General features: G+C 62.9%; 19 protein-coding genes. 8 read left to right on the plus strand and 11 right to left on the minus strand.

The window, feature by feature from the left end:
- Positions 1-239 precede the first annotated feature (239 nt).
- On the minus strand, positions 240-668 hold the full coding sequence (locus tag QRN22_RS11065; protein ID WP_156152801.1) for a hypothetical protein: 429 nt from the start codon (positions 666-668) through the stop codon (positions 240-242).
- Positions 669-819: 151 nt separating this feature from the next.
- Positions 820-1,515, minus strand: coding sequence for a tRNA (adenine(22)-N(1))-methyltransferase (locus tag QRN22_RS11070; RefSeq protein WP_285402609.1), 696 nt, complete (start codon positions 1,513-1,515; stop codon positions 820-822).
- Positions 1,516-1,887: 372 nt separating this feature from the next.
- Between QRN22_RS11070 and QRN22_RS11075 the strand changes: the two genes are divergently transcribed.
- Positions 1,888-2,913: a LacI family DNA-binding transcriptional regulator gene (locus QRN22_RS11075; protein WP_042556384.1), complete on the plus strand. Its 1,026-nt coding sequence runs from the start codon at positions 1,888-1,890 to the stop codon at positions 2,911-2,913.
- Between the two features lie 202 nt (positions 2,914-3,115).
- A complete protein-coding gene (locus QRN22_RS11080; protein ID WP_042556383.1) occupies positions 3,116-4,480 on the plus strand; it encodes an MFS transporter in 1,365 nt (454 codons plus the stop codon).
- Between the two features lie 167 nt (positions 4,481-4,647).
- On the opposite strand, the gene QRN22_RS11085 is transcribed toward QRN22_RS11080, so the two are convergent.
- Together QRN22_RS11085 and QRN22_RS11090 are read right to left on the minus strand one after the other, a co-directional pair.
- Positions 4,648-5,145 (minus strand): GNAT family N-acetyltransferase, encoded by a 498-nt coding sequence (locus QRN22_RS11085; RefSeq protein WP_042556382.1) that lies wholly within the window; start codon positions 5,143-5,145, stop codon positions 4,648-4,650.
- Positions 5,139-5,579, minus strand: a complete 441-nt coding sequence (locus QRN22_RS11090) for a rhodanese-like domain-containing protein (RefSeq protein ID WP_042556381.1) — start codon at positions 5,577-5,579, stop codon at positions 5,139-5,141. The genes QRN22_RS11085 and QRN22_RS11090 overlap by 7 nt, the downstream gene beginning before the upstream one ends.
- 96 nt (positions 5,580-5,675) lie before the next feature.
- Here QRN22_RS11090 and ftrA point away from each other — a divergent pair, with 96 nt between their 5' ends.
- On the plus strand, positions 5,676-6,647 hold the full coding sequence (gene ftrA, locus QRN22_RS11095) for a transcriptional regulator FtrA (protein ID WP_042556380.1): 972 nt from the start codon (positions 5,676-5,678) through the stop codon (positions 6,645-6,647).
- A 157-nt stretch (positions 6,648-6,804) separates the two neighbouring features.
- On the opposite strand, the gene QRN22_RS11100 is transcribed toward ftrA, so the two are convergent.
- From QRN22_RS11100 to QRN22_RS11110, 3 genes are all read right to left on the minus strand, one after another.
- Complete coding sequence (locus QRN22_RS11100) at positions 6,805-7,104, minus strand: hypothetical protein (RefSeq protein WP_042556379.1); 300 nt, start codon at positions 7,102-7,104, stop codon at positions 6,805-6,807.
- Between the two features lie 51 nt (positions 7,105-7,155).
- Positions 7,156-8,160 carry a TerC family protein gene (locus QRN22_RS11105; RefSeq protein ID WP_042556378.1) on the minus strand — a complete coding sequence of 335 codons (1,005 nt, stop codon included), beginning with the start codon at positions 8,158-8,160 and terminating at the stop codon, positions 7,156-7,158.
- A gap of 172 nt (positions 8,161-8,332) precedes the next feature.
- Complete coding sequence (locus QRN22_RS11110; protein WP_042556377.1) at positions 8,333-9,199, minus strand: aldo/keto reductase family oxidoreductase; 867 nt, start codon at positions 9,197-9,199, stop codon at positions 8,333-8,335.
- A 72-nt stretch (positions 9,200-9,271) separates the two neighbouring features.
- Here QRN22_RS11110 and QRN22_RS11115 point away from each other — a divergent pair, with 72 nt between their 5' ends.
- Complete coding sequence (locus QRN22_RS11115; protein ID WP_042556376.1) at positions 9,272-9,904, plus strand: TetR/AcrR family transcriptional regulator; 633 nt, start codon at positions 9,272-9,274, stop codon at positions 9,902-9,904.
- A gap of 24 nt (positions 9,905-9,928) precedes the next feature.
- Here the strand turns inward: QRN22_RS11115 and QRN22_RS11120 are convergent, their stop codons facing one another.
- Complete coding sequence (locus QRN22_RS11120; RefSeq protein WP_042556375.1) at positions 9,929-12,043, minus strand: ATP-binding protein; 2,115 nt, start codon at positions 12,041-12,043, stop codon at positions 9,929-9,931.
- Positions 12,036-13,532, minus strand: coding sequence for an ATPase domain-containing protein (locus tag QRN22_RS11125; protein ID WP_042556374.1), 1,497 nt, complete (start codon positions 13,530-13,532; stop codon positions 12,036-12,038). The genes QRN22_RS11120 and QRN22_RS11125 overlap by 8 nt, the downstream gene beginning before the upstream one ends.
- 352 nt (positions 13,533-13,884) lie before the next feature.
- Between QRN22_RS11125 and QRN22_RS11130 the strand changes: the two genes are divergently transcribed.
- Positions 13,885-16,866: a PAS domain-containing hybrid sensor histidine kinase/response regulator gene (locus QRN22_RS11130; RefSeq protein ID WP_082045907.1), complete on the plus strand. Its 2,982-nt coding sequence runs from the start codon at positions 13,885-13,887 to the stop codon at positions 16,864-16,866.
- Between the two features lie 7 nt (positions 16,867-16,873).
- Here QRN22_RS11130 and QRN22_RS11135 read toward each other — a convergent pair whose 3' ends face one another.
- Positions 16,874-17,356 (minus strand): OsmC family protein, encoded by a 483-nt coding sequence (locus QRN22_RS11135; RefSeq protein WP_042556373.1) that lies wholly within the window; start codon positions 17,354-17,356, stop codon positions 16,874-16,876.
- A gap of 63 nt (positions 17,357-17,419) precedes the next feature.
- Positions 17,420-18,598, minus strand: coding sequence for an MFS transporter (locus QRN22_RS11140; protein WP_042556372.1), 1,179 nt, complete (start codon positions 18,596-18,598; stop codon positions 17,420-17,422).
- Positions 18,599-19,173: 575 nt separating this feature from the next.
- Between QRN22_RS11140 and QRN22_RS11145 the strand changes: the two genes are divergently transcribed.
- The 3 genes from QRN22_RS11145 to QRN22_RS11155 are packed head-to-tail and all read left to right on the plus strand — an operon-like array spanning position 19,174 to position 23,084.
- The gene (locus QRN22_RS11145) at positions 19,174-19,893 is read left to right on the plus strand and encodes a gluconate 2-dehydrogenase subunit 3 family protein (protein ID WP_042556371.1); all 720 of its coding nucleotides are present in this window, start codon (positions 19,174-19,176) and stop codon (positions 19,891-19,893) included.
- Positions 19,894-19,932: 39 nt separating this feature from the next.
- A complete protein-coding gene (locus tag QRN22_RS11150) occupies positions 19,933-21,702 on the plus strand; it encodes a GMC family oxidoreductase (protein WP_042556370.1) in 1,770 nt (589 codons plus the stop codon).
- 11 nt (positions 21,703-21,713) lie between these two features.
- The gene (locus QRN22_RS11155; protein ID WP_052493867.1) at positions 21,714-23,084 is read left to right on the plus strand and encodes a c-type cytochrome; all 1,371 of its coding nucleotides are present in this window, start codon (positions 21,714-21,716) and stop codon (positions 23,082-23,084) included.
- Positions 23,085-23,141: the final 57 nt, after the last annotated feature.

Below are 23,141 nucleotides of genomic sequence, written 5' to 3' on the forward strand. Positions count from 1 at the left end.
CGGCTGCCGTTTACGCTCTGCGGATGCGGAGTTCCTCCGCTGCCGGAAAATTATCGACGGGATTTGTCCAGAAATCGACTTATAAACGTCACGAGAGCGTAAAGAATCCGTATTTTTTATCCATCGCCACCGATCGGGCCGAGGCTCGCCGGGTGGCTCGGGGCGCCCATGCGAGGCTATTCGCCAGGGGGCATTGCGGCCCAGTGGCCCGTCGTTGAGCGCCGCGATGCCCGGGATGGCTACCTGACCAACCGCGACAACGGCAGCCAGATGAAGGCGAGCATCCACACATAGAAGCCATAGCTGTACCCGGTGATCGAAATCCTTCCATCACCATCATTCCAGATACCGCTGTAGGTGAACGAGGTCAGCCCCAGCGCGATCGCCGCAGCCGAACAAACGCGCACGCGCCCAGGCTTTCTGGATAAGTAGGCGACAGCGAAGGCTACGTTCGCCAGCCATGCGATGCCCGCATCGGGTATCGCCAACGCGCCGGTCAGCAAGACTTCCCAGCCATAGACGACCGGCGGGACCTCGAGCCGTTCGTGGTGCTGCCTGATGGCTGGCAGCAGCAGACTCAGCACATAGAAGAGAAGACCGAGGTCTTTCGGCTCGAGCTGAAACGGGCGGAATGTCATCGCGTGTCCTTGCCAGGTGAAACCGTCCATCAGCCCATTCAACGAGCTGCGTATGGAGGGGACTGCCGTCGCTATCGGGCCCGATATGCTACCGACTTTGCCCTGTTGCCTGATGACCGACTGCACAAAATCGCGCCGGCCTCCAGTCGTCGATGGCCATCGCCAAGGATCCTTCTCAAGGTCACGCCAGCAGCTCGGTGATCCATCGGACCTGCTGGGCGAGCGACTGCACCCTCTCATCGGCCACCTGCTGCCGTGCCTGGGCGAAGTTGGCCAGGGTCTGGCGCTTCAACTGCAGCAGGCGTTGCCACTTGGCCAGGAATACGGGGCTGCGCTCGCGCAATTGCAGGGGCCCGAAATACAGTTCCTCGGCGCTGTACGAAACCGGCCCGGTACGCTCGGCGACGATGATTTCGTAGTAGAAGCGGTGTTCCCGCAGCAGCTCTTCGTAGAGGATGCGGTAGCCGTTTTCCATCAGCCATTGGCGCAGCGGCTGCTCGCCGCCGTTGGGCTGCAGGATCAGGCGCTCCTCGCCGCTCAGACGGTTCTTATCGCGTTCGAGAATGTCGCGAATGGTCTCGCCGCCCATGCCGCAGAGGCTGACCACCGTGATGCCATCTGCTGGCTCGATCGCCGCCAAGCCACTGGCCAGGCGCACGCGGATGCGCGCGCCCAGGTGGTTCTCGTCCACGGTGCGCTCGGCAGCCAGAAACGGTGTCATGGCCACCTCGCCAGCCACCGCGGCGTCGATGACGCCACGGTTCATCAGCGCCACGGGCAGGTAGCCGTGGTCCGAGCCGATGTCGGCCAGCCGCGCGCCGACCGGCACATGCGCCGCCACGCGTTCGAGACGCTCGGACAAGCTTCGCTCGTTCAACTCCAACCTCTTTTCACCACGGCCGCCAGGCAGGTTGCGCCGGCTCGGCGCGCGATTCTGTCGGGCAATGGCACACATGGCAAATCCCGACGACGCGCATCAGGGGGCAAACGAGTGCAGCCCGAGCTATGTCGTCGATCTTACGGCTATCGCAAGCAGCCGTACTGAGAACTGAACACGCATCGGGCCTCCACGCCGGGCTCGAAGGGCACGCTCGCCGCGGATCCAGTTCCTGAAAGTTATCGACATATGCACCCAGCGCTCTGGGAAATTCGACACATGATCTTGAAGTCTGCGCGATGCTGCACATAGTAAAAACGCGCCTGGGCATTCATACTTATCCATGCAAATGTTCGGTGTTAAGAGAGCCAAGTGGCGCGCAAATCAGGAAGAAATGACGGCAACTCCGCAGAGAGCCCTGTCACCATCAAGGATGTGGCGCTGAAGGCCGGTGTCTCGGTGATGACGGTGTCGCGCGCGATCAAACGCCCAGAACTGGTGAACGAGGTCACGCGAGAGCATGTACTCGAAATCGTCCGTTCCATGGGCTACGTGCCGAATATCATGGCAGGGGCGCTAGCCACCAGAAAGAGCCGGCTCGTATCCATTCTGCTGCCAACCATCGCCAACTCGATTTACTCGATTGCCGTGCAGTCGATCATCAACAGGCTTTCCGCATTTGGCTATCAGTCACTGGTCGGGCCAACGGGTTATTCGCCGGAGAATGAAGAGATCCTTCTCGACGCGATCCTGGGCAGACGACCGGACGGCATTGTTCTTACCGGCACCCTGCACACTGCTCAGATCCGCTCGCGTCTCGCCTCGCTTGGCATTCCCGTCGTCGAAGCATGGGACCTGAGCGATGACCTGCTGGATACCCAGGTTGGCTTTTCCCATGAGAAGGTCGGCGTCGCCGTGGCCGATCACTTCCACGCCAAGGGCTATCGACGATGGGCGGTAGTCGGGATCGATGATCCCCGCGCCATGCGCCGTTGCCGCAGTTTGATCTCGCGCCTGCACGAGCTGAACATTGGCGACGTTCATCAGGAGATCTTCGCGACGGAGGCCACCTGGGAAGTCGGGCGAGCAGGCCTGGCGAAGCTGCTGAATGACGGTATGCACCCAGAGATCGTCTTCTGCAGCTCCGACACGGTCGCGCTCGGCGTACTGGCCGAGGCCGCGAGCCATGGAATCTCCGTGCCTGACGACCTCGCCGTTCTGGGCTTCGGCAACATCACCAACGGCCAGTTCGCCTACCCGGCGCTTTCGACGGTCAGCGTGAATGCTCAGGAGATGGGGTATCAGGTCGCCGAGGCGCTCTTGCGCCGCCTTGATGGTGTGAAGGGCGATAATCAGATCGACACCGGATTCGAGATCATCGAGCGCGGCAGCACCTGATCCCAATGAAGCATCCTCCCATCGAGCACCTCACTGCCCCACCAACCCTTTTTTCATAACCACCCCATCAGCCCCTCACTAAAAGATCTATTTCAGCGGTAGCCAATGATAACGTTAACATCATAGACTGTTAACGTTAGCTGTTAACGTTAACAGTCGACGGAATGCACCGAACCATAAAAACAAACGTCGGAGTTCTTTCATGCAAGCAGTCAAGAAGACTCGCGCCCGCTATTTGATCTTGCTCATGCTTTTCCTCGTGACCACGATCAACTATGCAGACCGGGCGACGATTTCGATCGCAGGCTCAAGCCTGCAAAAAGACCTCGGCATCGATGCGATCGAGCTGGGTTACATCTTCTCCGCCTTTGGTTGGGCCTATGTGCTGGGGCAGATCCCTGGCGGATGGTTGCTCGATCGCTTCGGCTCCAAGCGCGTCTACGCGGGCAGCATCTTCCTCTGGTCGCTGTTCACGCTCATGCAGGGCTACATCGGCGTGTTTGGCGTTGCCAGCGCGGTCGCCGTTCTGTTCCTGCTGCGCTTCATGGTGGGCCTTGCCGAAGCCCCCTCCTTCCCGGGTAACGCCCGTATCGTCGCCGCCTGGTTTCCGACCAAGGAGCGCGGCACGGCATCCGCCATTTTCAACTCGGCTCAATATTTCGCGACGGTTCTGTTCGCTCCGATCATGGGCTGGATCGTCTACACGTACGGCTGGCAGCACGTCTTCGTGGTGATGGGAGCGCTGGGAATCGTGTTCTCGATAATCTGGATGTACGTGATCCACAATCCGAAAGACCATCCTCTGGCGAACGCCGCCGAGATCCAGTACATCGCCGAAAATGGCGGCCTGGTGGATCTCGATGCCGCGGGCAAGAAACAGGACTCCGGCCCCAAGTTCGGCTACATCCTGCAGCTACTGAAGAACCGCATGATGGCCGGGGTCTACCTGGGCCAGTATTGCATCACCACCCTGACGTATTTCTTCCTGACCTGGTTCCCCGTCTATCTCGTTCAAGAGCGAGGAATGACCATTCTCAAGGCCGGCATCATCGCTTCGCTTCCAGCGATATGCGGATTTATCGGCGGCGTGCTTGGCGGCGTCATTTCGGACGCACTCCTGCGACGCGGCAACTCCCTGAGCGTCGCGCGCAAAGTTCCAATCGTCGCAGGCATGATGCTGTCCATGAGCATGATCATCTGCAACTACGTCGATACGGATTGGATGGTCGTCTCGTTCATGGCCCTGGCGTTCTTCGGCAAAGGGGTGGGTGCACTCGGCTGGGCGGTGGTCTCCGACACGTCCCCCAAACAGATTGCGGGACTCTCCGGTGGGCTCTTCAATACCATCGGCAACCTCGCGTCCATCACCACCCCGATCGTCATCGGCTACATCATCGCAGCAACGGGCTCTTTCAAACTCGCACTGGTATTCATCGGCGCCAATGCGTTCGTCGCCGCCTTCAGCTACCTGGTGATCGTAGGGGAGATCAAGCGCTTCGAGCTGAAGGGCCTCAAGCCTGAAAACACTGCCGAGGCCCCCGAAGCCACAACCGAAGCGGCTCGCTAACGGTCGCCGTTCGCTGTGCGTGGCGCAGTGGAGCCCCAACCTGGGCTCGCACTCGAACGGCCATGACGACCTCTCACGGAGCACTCTGCACAGCGAAGCGATACTCGAGAACAAAACTCCGGGTATCGCTTCGCTCAACGCCAGGCAACGGCACAGTGGTGCGTCGCTCAGGCGTCACTCGCCAGAGCCAGTTGTTCGAGTTCAGGCACGTCCATCCGGTAGCCCATCCATTTGCGCTCAGGTATGCCTCCCAGGCGCTGGTAAAAGGCTTCGGCACGGGCGTTACCCGTCAGGACATCCCACTTCAAACGTCCGGCGTCGATGCTCAGCGCGAAGCGGGCGACCTGTTGCAGCAGGGCCTCCCCCAAGCCACTGCCGCGCCGCCCCTCGGCGACGTACAGCTCCTTCAACAGCAACGTGGGACGTAGATCGAAGGTAAAGGCAATTTCCAGCACCACGGCGTACCCCAGCAATTGCCCCTGCTGTTCGGCGACGAACACCTGGCACTGCGGGTTGGCCCCGAAGGCACGGGCCAACAAGGCGGGCTCATCGACACGAAACTCATCGATGTAGCCCTCGAAAACGGCCAGGGCACGCATCAACTCGAGCAGCAGCGGAACGTCGGCCACGGTGGCCGGACGTACCCGGCAGCCATCGCTCAACATGCGCAGGAGATGACGTCGGCATTGCCGCTGCGCTCGGGGTGCGTCCCGGCCAGCGGCAACCCTTCGTCGAGCCAGCCGGTGACTCCACCGATCATTTCCTTAACGGCATACCCCAGGCTCGCCAGGCGCACCGCAGCACGGTGCACGCCGTTGCAGTGGGGGCCGGCGCAGTAAACGACGAACAACGTCTCAGCGGGAAAATCGGCCATCCGCTCGGCCGTGATCTCGCGGCTGGGAATATTGATAGCGCCGGGAACGTGGCTGGTGGCGAATGCCTGTGGGTTGCGTACGTCGACCAGCAGGTAATCCACCTCACCGGCCTGCTGGCTGTGGTGGACATCGGAACAGTCGGTTTCGACACTCAGACGGCGGCTGAAATGCGCGAGCGCTACGGCTGGCTCGGCGGCAGGCGTTTCACTGACGAGGCTGGACATGCTGATTACTCGATGGCGGAAAGAGCCACCACTGTAGAGATGCCGCGAACAGCGCTACAGTGGCCAAATAGACATAAACTGGTAGTTTTCCGCCAAATGCATGAAGCCCCTGGTCTGGTTGCCGTTCTCGCCTATGACGGCCTGTGCACATTCGAATTCGGCATAGCCGTGGAGATCTTCGGCCTGCCTCGCCCCGAGTTCGACTTCGCCTGGTACCGCCACTGCATAGTCGCCGTGGACAATGGCCCCATGCGCGCACTGGGCGGCATTCAGGTCACTGCCGACGCTGGCCTCGAGGCGCTGAACACGGCGCGCACGATCATCGTTCCCGGCTGGCGCAGCCGTGATGAGCCGCCACCGCCCGCCCTGCTGCAAGCGTTGCAAGCCGCACACGCGAGAGGCGCCCGTCTGTTGTCGATCTGTTCCGGTGTCTTCGTGCTGGCCGCAGCAGGGCTACTGGACGGTAAGCGTGCTACCACCCACTGGCGCTACACCGATGAACTCGCGCAGCGCTTCCCGGCCATCGACGTCGATCCCTCGGTGCTCTATGTGGACAGCGGGCAGGTGATCACATCCGCAGGCAGCGCCGCGGGTATCGACGCATGCCTGCATCTGGTCGAGCGCGATTACGGCGCTCACATCGCCAACTCGGTGGCACGCCGCCTGGTGATGGCGCCACAGCGCTCGGGCGGACAGGCGCAATTCATTCCCGCACCGGTCGCGCAGGCTCCCAGGGACGATCTCTCCGCGGTGCTGGAATGGGCACGGCAGCATTTGCACGAGCCCCTCTCGATCAAGCACTTGGCGACCAGAGCCCTGATGAGTGAACGTACCTTCTTGCGCCGTTTCAGCGAAGCCACCGGCCTCTCACCCAAGAGCTGGCTGCAGCACATGCGCATGGCACAGGCCCGAGCACTTCTGGAGAGCACCAGCCTGAACAGCGAGCAGATCGCTGAGCGCTGTGGTTTCAGTTCGGTGGAAAGTTTTCGGGTGGCGTTTCGAAAGGTGGTCGGCCTGGCGCCCTCGTTCTATCGGGAACGCTTTGGCCAGCGCCAAGGCCACGATTGAAGCGGGCGCAGAACCGCACAACGGGTGCAGCGATGAAGCGCAGCCGCCTGTGTCATGGCGCAGCGAGAACGCAACAGGGCAAGCGACCGGCATTACCCTGAGGTAGATACCGGCCCTTGCCCTGTGCGGTTTTAGCAGTACGAAAATGGAGCCCGACTCAGGTCTCGACACCCTCCTTGAAGGAAGGCGACGGCTTCTCGGCGTCGCGTTCGGGTTGGTCCTTGCCTGCTTCATCCTCGGGTTGGCCGAGCAGTTCGCTGGTGGATTTCTGCACCTGATCGATCTGCTCGTTGAAGGCGTTGAGGGTGTCGCTGACCGCTTCGCGGGCGATGTCCTGCACGGCCTGCTCGGCCTTGTCGGTGAGTTTCTGCGCCGACTCTTCGGCGACATCGCAACCCGCCGTGGTCAGACCGATCACGGCTACCAGAACCAGCGCAGCGATGGGTGATGGATTCATGGGTCATCTCCAGAGGTGATGAAGGCCCCGGCAAGCCGGGGCACAAGAACGTTACTGACGGGGCGTTTCGGCTTCGACGGCAGGCGGGTCGTTGCGGGTTTTCCACAGCGACAGCAGCACGCCACCGATCAGCAGGCCGAGCGTGACGCTCAGCGAGATCACCGGCGGCGTCTTGCCGATGATGCCGACCAGGAAGATCTTCGCGCCGATGAACACCAGCACCAGAGCCAGGGCGTACTTGAGGTAGGCGAAGCGATGGATCATCGCCGCCAGGGCGAAGTACAGCGCGCGCAGCCCCAGGATCGCGAAGATGTTCGAGGTGTAGACGATGAACGGGTCCTGGGTGATGGCGAAGATCGCCGGCACGCTGTCGATCGCGAACACCAGGTCGGCACACTCGATCAGCACCAGCGCCAGGAACAGCGGCGTGGCCCAGCGCACCATACGGCCCTTCTCATCCGGCTGACGCACGAAGAAGCGGCCCTCGTGCAGACGGTCGGTGACGCGCATGTGCTTGCGCAGGAATTTCACCATGCTGTTCTCGGCCAGGTCCGGGTGATCGTCGACCTTGCTGAACAGCATCTTCACGCCGGTCAGCAGCAGGAAGGCGCCGAACACGTAGAGGATCCAGCTGAACTCGGCGATCAGCGCGGCGCCCAGACCGATCATGATCGCGCGCAGCACGATCACCCCGAGGATGCCCCAGAACAGCACCTCGTGCTGGTACTTACGCGGGATGGCCAGGAAGCTGAAGATCATCGCCATGAGAAACACGTTGTCCATGGACAGCGATTTCTCGATCAGGAAACCGGTATAGAAATCCATACCGGAAGCGGCGCCCTTCATGTGCCAGACCCATAGGCCGAACAGCAGGCCTGCGGTGATGTAGCCGCCGGACAGCAAGAGGCTTTCCTTGACGCCGATTTCGCGGTGCTCACGGTGAAGCACCCCGAGGTCGAAGACCAGCAGGCTGATGACGATGGTGATGAAGATGAGCCACAACCAGGTGGCAGTGCCGAGGAACTCGGCCATCAGAAACGGTTCTAGGGTGCTCATAAGCCCCTCCTAAGTCAGAGTTGTACAAACTGCAACTCCGACATGGCAGCTTTTCAGCTGTCAGAGGGGCCCGGTGTCGCCGCGCCAATTTATCAGGCGCAACGGCGCACTCAAGTGCCGACTCATTGCAAATTATCTCAAGCGCATCGACACCTGAGCGGCGCTCGCAAGATCAATCCGCGATGGCGTTCAACTCTGCCAATGTCTCGTCCGACAGCTGCAGCCCGCCTACTGCGAGGTTTTCACGCAGATGGGTGAGCGATGAGGTCCCGGGGATCAGCAGGATGTTCGCGGAGCGACGCAGCAGCCAGGCCAACGCCAGTTGCATGGGCGTTACGCCAAGGCGCTGTGCAACGCTCGACAGCGTGGAAGACTGCACGGGTGAGAATCCGCCGAGCGGGAAGAACGGCACATAGGCAATGCCATCGCGAGCCAGCTCGTCGATCATCGCGTTATCGTGCTGATGAGCGATGTTGTAGTGGTTTTGAACGCAAACCACGCTGACGATACTGCGCGCTTGCGCCAGCTGCGTCGGCGTGACGTTGCTGATGCCGACATGACGCAGCAGCCCTTGCTGCTGAAGCTCCGCGATGGCTTCCAGCGGCTGGGCGATGGAGCCCTCCGCCGGCCCCATCGGGCCGTGCATCGCACGGAAATTCACCACATCGAGTACGTCCACACCAAGATTGCGCAGGTTGTCATGCACGGCCTGGGTCAGCTCCGCCTTTGACACCGCAGGCAGCCACGCACCCTGGCCATCGCGACGAGCACCGATCTTGGTGACGATGGTGAGCTCATCTCTGTAGGGATGCAGGGCTTCGCGGATGATCTGATTGGTGACGTGCGGCCCGTAGTAATCGCTGGTGTCGATGTGGTTCACGCCGGCTGCGACGGCTTCACGCAATACGGCCAGCGCGGCAACCCGGTCCTTGGGTGGGCCGAATACGCCGGGGCCGGCCAACTGCATGGCGCCATAGCCGATTCGATTCACCTCACGGTCGCCGAGAATGAAAGTGCCGTTGTTGTCTGCGCTGCTCATATCGATCGCTCTTGCTTCGCTGGGGGAGAACTATGATATGAAGGATCCTTCAGGTTTTAGAATTCGCATTCCATGAGCAACCCAACCGCATCGCTAAAGCCAAGAAAATCAGCGGTTCAAGCCAGATCGGCTGCCACTGTCGCGGCTCTGCACACCGCCACCCTTCAGGTTTTGACACAACAGGGCCTGATCCGCTGCACCACGACCCGGGTGGCCGAGCGCGCCGGCATGTCGGTGGGCAGCCTTTATCAGTACTACCCGAACCGCGATGCACTGCTCGCCGCCGTGCTTGAAAAGCATTTGCTGGAAGTGGTGGATGCCGCCGAGTCGGCCTGTATCGCGCTTCAGGGCAAGCCGGTTGGCGATATGGCTGCAGGTCTGGTCTCGGCATACCTGGCCGTCAAACTGCGCGACCCGACGGTCTCTAAAGCGCTGTATGCGATTGCAGCCGAACGAGGGGGGGCCGAGCTCGTTGCACGGATCAATACGCGCATGGTGGCGGCCTTTGCCGCCATGCTGAAGACGGCGCCTGACGCACATTTCGCAGACCCGACGCTGACCGCTTCAATCGCGTTGAGCGCCCTCGCCGGCCCGGTTCGTTCTCTGTTGGAAGGCAATGCGCCTGCCAGCTTCGAAACCGCTATCGAGCCGCAGGCCACGCTGCTGCTCAAGGCCTATCTGCAGGCGCATCGATATCCAGCGTGAACGCTGAAACGGCCAGCTGGGGCGCTAATCCACCTCGCGCGGACCGCCTGCGCCCTGCTCGCCCAGCATCAGGTCGATCCGGCTGGCCAGTGCTTCCAGGGATACGGGCTTGGTCAGCAGGTGCATGTGCGGGCCGAGGAAGTCTTCACGCTTCATGGCGCCCTCGGCGTAGCCGGTCAGGAACAGGACGGGCAGGCCGGGCTTGAGTTGCTGCACGACTTCGGCGAGCTGTCTGCCATTCATGCCCGGCAGGCCGACGTCGGTGACCAGCAGATCGAGGCTGGGCAGGTTACTCAGCTGCGCCAGTGCTTCTTCGGCTTCGCGCGCCACCACCACCCGATAGCCGAGTTCGACCAGTGCGGCCTGATTGATCAGGCGCACCGAGTCGTCGTCCTCGACCAGCAGAATGGTCTGCCCCTTGCCGGCTACCGCCATCTCACCGGGGATCTGTGCCGGCAGGCTATGGCTATCGCTCACCGGCAGGCAGATGGACACGGTGGTGCCCTTGTTCTCGACGCTGTCGATGGCGAGCCGGCCGTCACTCTGCTTGGCGAAGCCATAGACCATCGACAGCCCCAGGCCAGTGCCCTGGCCAATGGGTTTGGTGGTGAAGAAGGGTTCGAAAACCTTGTTGAGCAGGTGTTCGGGAATGCCGACACCGGTGTCGCTGACATCGATGCAGACATGCCCGGCCTCGCCAAAGCCGCCCTCCCTCGCGGGCTCCAGAGTCGCGTTGCTGGCTCGGGTTCTGATCGTCAGGGTGCCGCCCCGAGGCATGGCGTCACGGCCATTGATCACCAGGTTGAGCAGCGCGTTTTCCAGTTGATTGGTGTCGGCGCATACCCACGGATCGTTCTCGCACAGATCGAGCTGCACGCTCACCTGCTCGGTCACGGTGCGTTGCAGCAGTTCGTGAAGCGAGAGAATCAAGCCGTTGACCGACAAAGGTTTGGAATCCAGTGATTGTCGCCGCGAGAACGCCAGCAGGCGCTGGGTCAGGGAGGCGGCGCGCTGGGCCGATGAGTAGGCGGCATCCATGAAGCGCTCGACGCCATCGAGCTTGCCCTTGGCCAGGCGCAGCTTCATGAGCTCCATGGCACTCATCACACCGGTGAGCATGTTGTTGAAGTCGTGAGCGATGCCGCCGGTGAGCTGCCCGACCGCTTCCATCTTCAGGGACTGGCGTAACTGTTCTTCGGCACGGGCGCGCTCGTCGCTCTCCAGTTTCAGCTTCTCGACAGCGGCATTGAGGGCCTGGGTACGTGCCCTGACCTGAATTTCCAGCTCTTCGTTGAAGCGCCTGAGCGATTGCTGCGAGCGCTTCTCCTCGTTGATGTCGAGAATGACCGAAGCGGCACCGATCAGGTGCTGGCTTTCGTCGTAGAGCGGGATGGCGCTGACCCTCATCCAGGACTCGTCGCCATCATCGGTCTGGTAGCTGAAGTCGAGACCGGCTACCGGCTCCCCCCGCAGAGCCCGCGCCCCGGGAAACATGTTGGGCGCGAGCAGGTTGCCGTGCTCATCGTGGCCAACCCAACGGTTCAAGCGCGTCGGGCTCCGGGAGGGAATGACGTCATCGGGTACGCAGCGCCGATAGCGCGGGTTGCTGACCAGCGATTTGCCGTCACTGTCCATGAAGCACACACCAACGGGGATGTTCTCCAGCAGCGTGTGCATGCGCGAGCGCTCTTCGGCCAATTCGGCCAGGCGGTCACGCATGTCGAACTGCCGCTCGCGGGAACGCCAGGCGGCAGCAACCGCGCTGATCAGCGACGCGGAGCTCAGTGGCCGCTCGAGTACCAGCACGTGCCCCGCAGCGGCTGGCAAGCGCAGCCGGGCTGCTTCCGTGGCGCGCCCCAAACGTCCCTTGTTGGAAGCCAGCAGGATGATCGGAATTTCCGACCAGGCGGCCTGTTCCTCCAGAGCACGCCCCAGCATCGAGACGTCACCGACCAAGGCTTCCTCGGTGAGAACCACAACTCCGGCCTGGTCATTGATTGCGCTGGTCAGCGAGGCCAGGCTGCCGTGCAACTGCAGGGGGTAAATCGCACCGAAGAGTTTTTCCAGACTCGTCCCGTCGCCCTTGAAGGGTGCAGTGACGAGTAACTGGCGGGCTTGCACGGTCAGGTCATTAGCCACGCGTTCGCTCTTCCATCAGCGGTTGTTCGGCACCGTAGTACTCCGGCGTACCGGTCAACACCCCACGGAAGTTGGTCAGCGGTTCACCGACCCGAACGCCCTGAGAGTCGATTCTGAGCTCACGAATGGTGTCTTCATGGGCGCCGCCACGGTGCTTCATCACCGAAATGGCTTTGCGCAGGCGGCCCTTGGCTTCGAAGAAGCGGATCAGGATCACCGAGTCCGCCACATAGGAAACGTTGAGGTTGGTGGACATCGAGCCCATCAAGCCGTGCTGCGGGTTGATCAGGAAGGTCACCACGCCCTGCTGGCTGAGGTAGGACATCAACTCGTGCATCTGCAGGATCAGTTGCTGCTCTTGCGGCATGGCGGCCATGTAGCCATTCAGGCTGTCCACCACCAGCAGCGAACTGCCGCGCACCTCCACTTCGGTACGTACGCGCCAGGCGAACTCACCCGGTGAAATCTCGGCGGGGTCGATCTGCTGAATGACCAACTGGCCGGTCGCCACGTAATGGCTGAGTTGCAGCCCCATGCAGTCAGCGCGCGCCAGCAGCGTGCCGATACGTTCGTCGAACTCGTAGATCGTGCAGTTCTCGCCCCGGGCACAGGCCGCGGCCAGATACACCAGTGCCAGGGTCGTCTTGCCCGAACCCGCTGGCCCCGTGACCAGGGTGCTGGTGCCACGGATCGGCCCACCCACCAACAGGTCGTCCAGTTCCTGCACGCCACTCTTGACCGGCTCGTTGGCATAGTCGGTATTGTGCTTGGCGGCGATCAGGCGCGGATAGACTTCCAGGCCCCCCTTGCGGATGGTGAAGTCGTGAAAGCCTGCGGTGAAGTCGACACCACGCAGCTTCTGTACCTGCAGGCGACGGCGCGCAGCACCGAATTCGAGGGTCAGGCGCTCGAGGGTGACCACGCCATGGCAAAGGCTGTGCAAGTGGTTGTCGCGCTCGCCGCTGATGGTGGTCAGGTCATCGACCAACAGGACGGTGATGTCGCGGCCGGCGAAGAATTGTTTCAGCGCCAGCACCTGGCGCCGATAGCGCAGCGGATCCTGAGCGAGCAGGCGCATCTCCGAGAGGCTGTCGAACACCAGACGCTTGGGGCGCAGTTGATCCACGCGCTGCTGAATCAGCTTGATGGTGCCGCCGAGTTCGGCCTCCCAGGGGTGGAGGATCGATTGCTCGTAGTCCTCGCCCAGCACCTCTTCGGTGGAGGAGAACTCGAACAGGTCGATGCCTTCCAGCGTCCAGCCATGGGATTTGGCGACGCTATCCAGCTCTTCGCTGGTTTCCGACAGCGTGATGTACAGAACCGGCTCGCCAGCGGCGACGCCCTCCAGCAGAAACTGCAAGCCCAGCGTGGTTTTCCCGGCGCCGGGAGTGCCTTCGAGCAAATACAAACGATTGCTGGGCAAACCGCCCTTCAACACGGCATCGAAACCCGCATTCCCTGTCGATACAACCGGCCTAATCTCTACCATTTTCCACTCCAGAAGTGCCCCGCCGGATGGTTAGGGGAGTCGGCTTGTCTAAACATGGGCGTATGCGGTATGCCGGCCGGTCGATTCCAGCTCGGATACAGGTGCAGTTCGGCACGGCTTGTTCAGAACACTATGAGTCGCGAACGGCCTCCACGAAGATGTGACCGCTGCAATCTATACAAAGCCCAACAGATTTAATATGGAGACAAGACGACAGGCTGCCGCTGAAGCCTGCACGTCATTCGAAAACAAGTTTTTGCACGGAAGTATCTGAGAAGGATCAGTATACAAAGCCGATTTTCAGGCTGTAATTGCTGCCAGGATCGGCGCGAGACGAAACGACGTTCTCTGCATGGGCAGCAGCAATCATGGGTACGTGGAGACAACTCTGAAAAACCTGAGCCGTGAAGAGCTGGAAGCGGAAGTGCTACGACTGCGTGTCGCGCTTGAAGAGTCAGGCATCGATGCATCGCACTCAGGTGTGCGCCCCGCTGCGAACGATGGGAGGCTGCAACCCAGCCAGATCACCCAGGCCAGAAACGCGGCACGGCAGCGCGCGGTATTCGAGAGCGCCATCGACTTCGCCATCATCCTGATCGATACGACTGGAGTCATTACCGACTGGAACCAGGGTGCGACCCACATTATGGGGTGGGCACCGGCAGAAATATGCGGGCGCAAGGCCGAGCTTTTTTTCACCCCAGCCGATCGCGCCAGCGGCCGGGTCGACTATGAAATGCGCAGTGCATTGCAGCACGGTCGGGCTGCTGACGAGCGCTGGCACCTGCGCAAGAGCGGGCAACGCTTCTGGGCATCGGGCGAGATGATGCCGCTCTACAATGACGACAACAGTCTTCTCGGCTTCATGAAGATCCTGCGCGACCGCACCAGCGAGCATCTGGCGGGCCAGGCGATGGAGGAGACCAAGGAGCGCTATCGGTTAGCCGCCAAAGCGACCAACGACGCGGTATGGGATTGGGACCTGGCGGCCAATCAGGTGCTCTGGAACGAAGCGCTGGAGGATGCCTATGGCTACTCCCTGGCGAGCACCGAAACCAGCGGTGACTGGTGGATGGCGCGCATTCACCCGGATGACAGAACCCGTATCGATGCCTCGATCCACGCGGTCATCGATGGTGAGGCAACGGACTGGACCGACGGCTACCGTTTTCAGCGTCAGGACGGCACCTACGCCGAGGTGCTGGATCGCGGACATGTGATCCGCAATGCCGACGGGGTCGCTGTACGCATGATCGGCGCCATGCTCGACCTCACCCGAATGCGCAGCGCCGAGATCGCCTTGCGCAAGAGCGAAGAGCGCTTCCAAACCATCCTCGACACCATCGAGGCGGCTTTCGCCATCGTCGAGGTCAAGTTCGATGCTGACGATCGTCCCGTGGACTATCGCTTCATCGAGGTCAACCCGGCGTTCGAACGGCAGGCGGGCGTCGACCTGCGCGGCAAGTGGGTCACCGAGTACGCGCCGGACCTGGAGACGTTCTGGTTCGAGATGTACGGCCATGTCGCCAAGACCGGCGAACCGACCAACTTCGAGAATTACGCCAAGGCCTTCGAGCGCTGGTTCGACGTACGTGCCGTTCGGGTCGGTGAGCCCGAAGAGCGCAAGATCGGCATCTTCTTCAATGACGTGACCGAACGGCGCAACGCGCAGGAACGCCTGCGCATCAGCGAGGCGACCGCCCGCGAAAACGTCGAGCGCGTGCAACTGGCGCTCGCCGCCGGAGCGATCATCGGCACCTGGCACTGGGATCTGCAGGCCGACCGTTTCACGGTCGACGAAGCCTTCACCGTTGCCTTCGGCCTCGACCCGAGCATGGGCCGTGAAGGCCTGGACCTCGAGCAGGTGATCGCCACCGTGCATCCCGACGACCGCGACGCGATGATCGCCGCAGTCGACGAGGCGGCCCGCCGTGGGGGAGCCTATGTGCATCAATATCGGGTCAGACGCGCAGACGGCCAGTACTACTGGATCGAGGCCAATGGGCGCGTGGACCACGCGGCGGATGGCACTCCACTGAGTTTCCCCGGCGTGCTCATCGACGTGGAAGAGCGGCGCACCGTGGAGGCCGAGCGGGACCGCGCCATCACCGCCCTGCGCGTGCTCAACGACACCCTGGAACAGCGTGTGGCCGAGCGCACCAACGAACTGATGCAGGCCGAGGAAAAGCTGCGCCAGTCACAGAAAATGGAAGCCGTCGGCCAACTGACCGGTGGCCTCGCACACGACTTCAACAACCTGCTGGCGGGCATTTCCGGCTCGCTGGAACTGCTCGGCATTCGCGTTGCCCAGGGCCGCCTGAGCGACATCGACAAGTACATGGCAGCCGCTCAGGGCGCGGCGAAGCGGGCCGCCGCCCTCACCCACCGCCTGCTCGCCTTCTCCCGTCGGCAGACCCTGGACCCGCAACCCACCGATGTGAACCGGCTGATGACCGGCATGAGCGATCTGATTCAGCGCACGGTGGGCCCCAGCATCGCGGTCGAAACGGTCGGCGCGGCGGGCCTGTGGACGGCGCTGGCCGATGCCAGTCAGCTCGAGAACGCGCTGCTGAACCTGTGCATCAATGCCCGTGACGCCATGCCCGACGGCGGGCGCATCACCATCGAGACCGCCAACCGCTGGATGGATCGCGACGTCGCGCGGACCCACGACATTCCCGAGGGTCAGTACCTTTCCCTGTCGGTGACCGACACCGGCACCGGCATGTCGCCCGAGGTCATCGCCAAGGCCTTCGATCCGTTCTTCACCACCAAACCCATCGGCCAGGGCACCGGTCTCGGCCTTTCGATGATCTATGGCTTCGCCAAGCAATCCGGTGGTCAGGTGCGCATCCACTCCACCCTGGGTCAGGGGACCACCATCAGCATCTACCTGCCGCGCTATCACGGCGACGCCAGCGAAGACCGCAGCGAAGCCATCACCACCTCGGCCTCGCTGCCCGAAACGGGCGAGACGATCCTGGTGGTGGATGATGAGCCGACGGTACGCATGCTGCTGACCGACGTGCTGAGCGATCTCGGCTATGCCGTGGTCGAGGCTGCCGACAGTGTCGCGGGGCTGAAGGTGCTGCGCTCGAACGTGCAGATCGACCTGCTGATCACCGACGTGGGTCTGCCTGGCGGCATGAATGGACGACAGATGGCCGATGCCGGACGGGAAATTCGACCGAGCCTGAAAACCCTGTTCATCACCGGCTACGCGGAAAATGCCGCGATCGGCAACGGCCACCTCGGGCCGGGGATGCAGGTGCTGACCAAACCCTTCGCGGTCGACACCCTGGTGTCGCGCGTACGCGAGCTGATGAGCGCCTGACGCCGCCTCAGCTGTCCGGGCTGATCGACAGCTCCGGCTCATGGCTGACCGGGAAGTTCATCGAGCGGGCGATGAAGCACATCTCATGTGCCTGGTGATGCAGGGCCCTGGCGCGCTCGAGATCGGAACCGGAAGCCAGCACCACCTTCGGCCTCAACACCACCGAGGTGAACTGGCCGGCGCCATCGTCCTGTTCGAGCATGGTGCCCTGGGCATTGTCCTCGTAGGCGGTGACCACGATGCCAGCTCCGGCGCACAAGCCCAGGTACCAGAGCTTGTGGCAGGCGGCCAGGGACGCGACCAGCAACTCTTCCGGGTTCCAGCGCGCCGGATCACCCCGAAAGCTCGGATCGGACGAGCCGTCGATGGGGCTCTTGCCTTGCGCCTGGATGCTGTGCGCTCGGCTGTAACCACGGTAGGTGGAGGTGCCCGTGCCCTGATTACCCGTCCAGGCAACCAGAACGTCGTAGGTGTGCAGCTTGTCTGCCATTCGATCTCTCCCGGAACGCGTGCGTGGTGATCACGATGGCGGACAGTTTCGGTCCCGACGCCCTCAAGCGCAAGCGCGCGCAAGCCTGTTCGCCGCCACCGGACGCACCAGGCTGAGCAGCCCCAGCAGCGCCAATCCCGCGCCGACCCACAGCGGAGCGCGCAAGCCATAACCGGCTTCGATCGCCGCACCTCCGGCCCAGCTCCCAAGAGCCAGCCCGGCGGTGATCACCGAGGTGTGCAAGGTGTTGACCAGCGCCCCGGACTCGGCGGCCTTCATTACCCGCGCGACCATTGCCGGGTTGAGCGCCACGCCGGTCATGCCAATGGCGATGAAACAACCCAGATTCAGCCAGACCTGATCACCGGCCAGGGCGAAACCGCTCAGGGCAAGCACCAGCAAGGCCAGGCCCCAGCCCAGGGCGCTGAAGGTGTGGCGGTCGGCAAAACGGCCGACGATCATGTTGCCCAGCAGGTTGGCCACGCCGTAAAGCGCCAGCAGCGGAGCCACGTGTGCAGGCTCGATACCGACCTCGTGGATCAGGATGGGCGCGCAATAGCTGAATGCCGCGAAGGTGGCACCAATGATCAACCCACTGGTGAGGTAGGCGCCCCACAGGCTGCGGTTGTTCAGCGAGGCCAACTGCCGGTTCAGACCCGCCTCGCCACCCGGCGAGCTGGACGGCAGACGCATGGCCGCCAGGGCGGTACAGATCAAGGCCAGCGCCACCACCACCCAGGAGCTGGCACGCCAGCCGTAGTGCTGCTCGACCCAGGCGGTCAGCGGCACGCCAGCGACCGGGGAAAGCATCAGGCCTGCCAGCACCACCGAGATGGCCCTGCCGCGCGCCGCCTGTTCGACCATCGCGGCACAAACGGTCATGCACAGGCCGATGCAGGCAGCACTGGCCACCCCCATGATGATCCGCGCCAGCGCCAGTACCGGGTAGCTCGGCGCGGCTGCGGCCAGGGCGCCGGCCGCGACGTAGACGGTCAGCAGCCCGATCAGCGCGTGCTTGTTGCTGATGCCGCGCGAGAGCAGCAGAAGCGTCACCGGCGGGCCACCGAGGGCCATGCCCAGGGCATACAGAGCGATCAGGTTACCGACCTGCGCCAGGCTGACCGAAAAGGCTTCGGCCAGGGCGGGCATCATGCCGGCAACCATGAATTCGGCGGTGACCAAAGAGAAGATGGTGGCCCCCAGCAGGTAGACGGTGGCGGGCAATCTGGAGCGGCTGGTCATAAATACTCGGCGGGAGAAATGGGCTGACACCCTATTCATACTTGAACGAGTGGTCAAATTAATGACTGAGCTCGGCCGGGCGAAAAGGGCCGATTTAGAGCGGTACAAGCCTGCGACAGTGTGTCTGCTTGACACCATTTCAAGAAACTATTTGTTACATTCAGTCTCGAATGTTAGCATCGATTCACCGTGATGAGCAGACGATACCCGAGTATCGCACCCCTCGATGTTGGGCTGGACGATGCCTTTGCACGCCAGCCGTCCCGATGTGAATGAAGCACAATTAGAGCGGCCGCCAAGGTCTGCCAGCCCTGTTCTGGATACAGCCTGACGTGGAACGAGCAGACGAGCGCGAGCCGTACTGCACACAGATTGCCCGCTGCGGCCGCGGTCTCTGGCCCTGGTCGCAGACCGCCCACGCCAGCCTCCGGAACCTGAAAGCCGTCGCCTCCCGGACTGGAGGTCGCGGCTGTCGCCATCCCGTTCGCGCTGGGAGTTGGACCGCACGTGAGGTGCCCGGCCCCTGAGCCCTGCAACATCCGGCTTTCTTGTGAGCAGTCATAGGTGGCCTCTACATGTTGTTGTCCAAACCCACGTCGCGAAGGAAGTTTCTGCTTTCTTCGCTGATCGCCCTCCCCGCGCTGGGCGTGACCATCAAAGGCCTGAGCGCAGCCTCCGCTGCCGAGATGGTCGCGCCAGCCCTCGACAGCTATACACCGACCTTTTTCAGCGCCACCGAGTGGACCTTCATGATGGCCGCCTGCGACCGTCTGATTCCCGCTGGCGGTAAAGCACCTGGCGCCCTGGAAACCAACGTGCCGGTATTCATGGACCAGCAGCTGGCAAGCGACCTGGGGAGCGAAATCTACCTCGAGGGGCCCTTCGACCTCGCTGCACCAGCCACCCTCGGCTACCAGATTCCGTACCTGCCGCAGCAGATCTATCGCAACGGCATCAAGGCCGTGGATGCCTGGTGTGAGCACGCCCACCACGAGCGCTTCGCCCTGCTCGATGCCACCACCCAGGACAGCGTGCTGAAGAAGCTCGAAGCCGGTGAGGTGGACTTCGCGGCCTTCGGCGAAGAGGTGCTCGGCTCCAAGCTGTTCTTCAGCGAAATGCTTTCGCTCTCCCAGCAGGGCTACCTGTCCGACCCGATCTACGGCGGCAACAAGGGCATGAAGGCGTGGATCGCCATCGGCTTTCCGGGTGCCCGTGCCAGCTACCTGGAATGGGTCGCCCAGCACAACGTCAAGTATCCCCTCGGGCCGGTCAGCCTCAACGGCGACCGCGGCTGATTTTCTTTTCGCGCAGCGTTTCAGCAAGCAAGGTTTTTTATGTCAGACATTACCAATGACGAAGTCGATGTCGTCGTAGTCGGCCTGGGTTGGACCGGCTCGTTGATGAGCATCGAACTGGCCCAGGCGGGTTTGAAAGTACGCGCTCTGGAGCGTGGGGAAGACCGCAACAATGCCGACTTCGCCTATCCCAAGCCTGCCGACCAGTACGCCTACGCGGTACGCAACAAGGTCATGGTCAGCCCCAAGGATGGCGCCCTGACGGTCCGCCACAACAGCCACGGCACCGCCCTGCCGACGCGCAAGTGGGGCGCCTTCGTGCCCGGCACCGGCGTGGGTGGCTCGGGCCTGCACTGGACCGGCGTACTGATCCGCCCGACACCGACCGACATCAAGCTCAAGACCTACGCCGACCAGGCCTACGGCAAGGGCATTCTGCAGGACGACATGCGCATCGGTGACTACCCGTTCACCTGGGACGAGATCGAGCCCTACCTCGACAAGTTCGACAAGATCTGCGGGCTGTCGGGCAACACCGGCAACCTGCAGGGCCGCATCATCGAAGGCGGCGACCCGTTCGAAGGCCCGCGCTCCAACCCGTTCCCGCTGCCGGCGCTGGAAGACACGCTCAACAACAAGCTGTTCGCCGACGCCGCGCGCAAGCTCGGCTATCACCCGTTTCCCAACCCGTCGGCCAACGTCTCGCGCGCCTGGACCAACCCCTACGGCAACCAGATCGCGCCGTGCAACTACTGCGGCTACTGCAGCAAGTACCCCTGCCTGAACTACTCCAAGGCTTCGCCGCAGACAGCGGTGATGGATGCCCTCAAGCGCCTCGAAAACTTCTCCTACCGCACCCGGGCCAACGTGCTGCGCGTCGAGCTGCACGCCGATGGCAAGACCGCCCGCGGCGTCACCTATGCCGACGAACACGGCAACACGGTGTTCCAGCCGGCGAAGATCGTCGTGCTGGCCGGCTTCCAGTTCGTCAACGTGCGCCTGATGCTGCTCTCCGGAATCGGCAAGCCTTACGACCCGGTTACCGAGACAGGCACCATCGGCCGCGATTACGCCTACCTCAGCGTCGGCGGCTCGACCCTGTTCTTCAAGGACAAGCAGTTCAATCCGTTCGCCACCGCCGGTGCCACCGGACAGATGTTCAACGACATCTCGCCGGGCAACTACGACGGCCCTTCGCTGGGTTTCATCGGCGGCGCCAAGATCCACAGCTCGCAGGCCACCGGCACGCCGATCGGCACCGCGCTGCCGGGCGGCACGCCGGCCTGGGGCCAGGGCTGGAAAGACGGCATGACCGACTGGTACGGCCACTCCATGAAGGTGAGCATTTCCACCGGCTGCATGTCCTACCGCGGCCACTACCTGGATCTCGACCCCACCTACAAGGACCCATGGGGCCAGCCACTGCTGCGCATCACCTTCGACTGGAAGGAGAACGAGCTGAAGCTGCAGCAATACCTGCGCGGCATCGTCCAGAACATCACCCGCGAGCTGGGGCCGGACAGCGTCTCCGAGAGTTTCCTGGCGATGGACTCGCACTGGGACATCACCAAGTACGTGTCCACCCATAACGTGGGCGGCGCGGTCATGGGCGACAACCCGAAAACCAGTGCGCTCAACCGCTACCTGCAGAGCTGGGACGTGCACAACGTCTTCGTACCGGGCGGTAACGCCTTTCCGCAGAACTTCCAGGCCAACCCCACGGCCCTGATCGGTGCACTGACCCTGTTCGCCGCCCAGGCCATCAAGGATCAGTACCTGAAGAACCCCGGCCCACTGGTGCAGGCATGAGGAGCGCAGAGATGAAATCCACACCCCGTTCTCTGCTCCTCAAGCTGCTGATCATCGGTCTGCTGCTCGCTGCACTGGCCTGGCTGGCCAGCATCGCCCTGAACCGCTCGGGCGACGCCTCGGCGCAGCTCGGTCAGGCCGTCACCCCGGCATTGATCAGCCAGGGCGAGTACCTGGCGCGCGTCGGTGACTGCGTGGCCTGCCATACCGCCCGAGGCGGCAAGGCCTTCGCCGGCGGCCTCGGTATCGAGTCGCCGATCGGCACCATCTACTCCACCAACATCACCCCAGACAAGCAGACCGGGATCGGTGACTGGACCTATGGCGAGTTCGAACGCGCCATTCGCCGCGGCGTTGGCCACGACGGCAGCGCGCTGTACCCGGCGATGCCCTACCCGTCCTACGCCAAGGTCTCGGATGCCGACATGCAGGCGTTGTACGCCTACTTCATGCAGGGCGTGCAGCCGGTGGAACAGGCCAACCAGGCCAACGACATCCCCTGGCCATTGTCGATCCGCTGGCCCCTGGCCTACTGGCGCACGCTGTTCTCGCCATCGCCGGAGTCCGCTGCCGAGGCGCTGAAAGTCACCACCCGCGATGCCGATGCGCAGATTGCCCGCGGTGCCTACCTGGTACAGGGCCTGGGCCACTGTGGCTCCTGCCACACGCCACGGGCGCTGACCATGCAGGAGAAGGGGCTCGATGAAAGCACCGCCGACTACCTGAGCGGCGCCGAGCTCAACGACTGGGCCGTGCCCTCGCTGCGCGGCATGCCGCACTGGTCCCAGGACGAAATCGTCGACTACCTGGGTACCGGCCGTAACGCCAAGGCCTCGGTAGCCGGTGAGATGACCGACGTGGTGGCCAACAGCACCTCGCACATGTCGGACGACGACCTGCACGCCATGGCGGCCTACCTGAAGTCCCTCGCCGCCGACGGCCAGCCAGCCAGCGCCCATCAGCCCGAGCGCAGCGAAGCGACCACCCGCAAGCTGACGGCGGCCACCGACCTGACCCTTGGCGAGCGTCTGTATCTGGACAACTGCGGCGCCTGCCACTTCGTGGCGGGTGACGGCGCGCCTCGGGTGTTCCCACGCCTGGATGGCGCGTCGGTGATCAACGCGCAAAACCCCAGCGCCCTGCTGCACGTGATACTCGCCGGTGCGCAAACGCCATCGACGGCGCGCGCACCCTCGATCCTGCCGATGCCGGGCTTCGCCGATCGCATGGACGACGCCGAGGTCGCCGAACTGGCCACCTTCCTGCGTCAAGGCTGGTCGAACGACGCGCCGGCGGTGTCCGCCGAGCAGGTCGCCGCGGTGCGTGCATCGCTGGCTGGCGAGCATGTAGGTGAAAAGGAGCTGGCGCCGAGCGACGAGTAGTCTTCGAGGTAGCCGATCCCGCCCCTCCGCTGGCGACGATGAGTCGCCCGCTCAGAA

The organism is Pseudomonas sp. MEJ086 (genome assembly GCF_030209025.1).
Taxonomy (GTDB): Bacteria; Pseudomonadota; Gammaproteobacteria; order Pseudomonadales; family Pseudomonadaceae; genus Aquipseudomonas; species Aquipseudomonas fulva_A.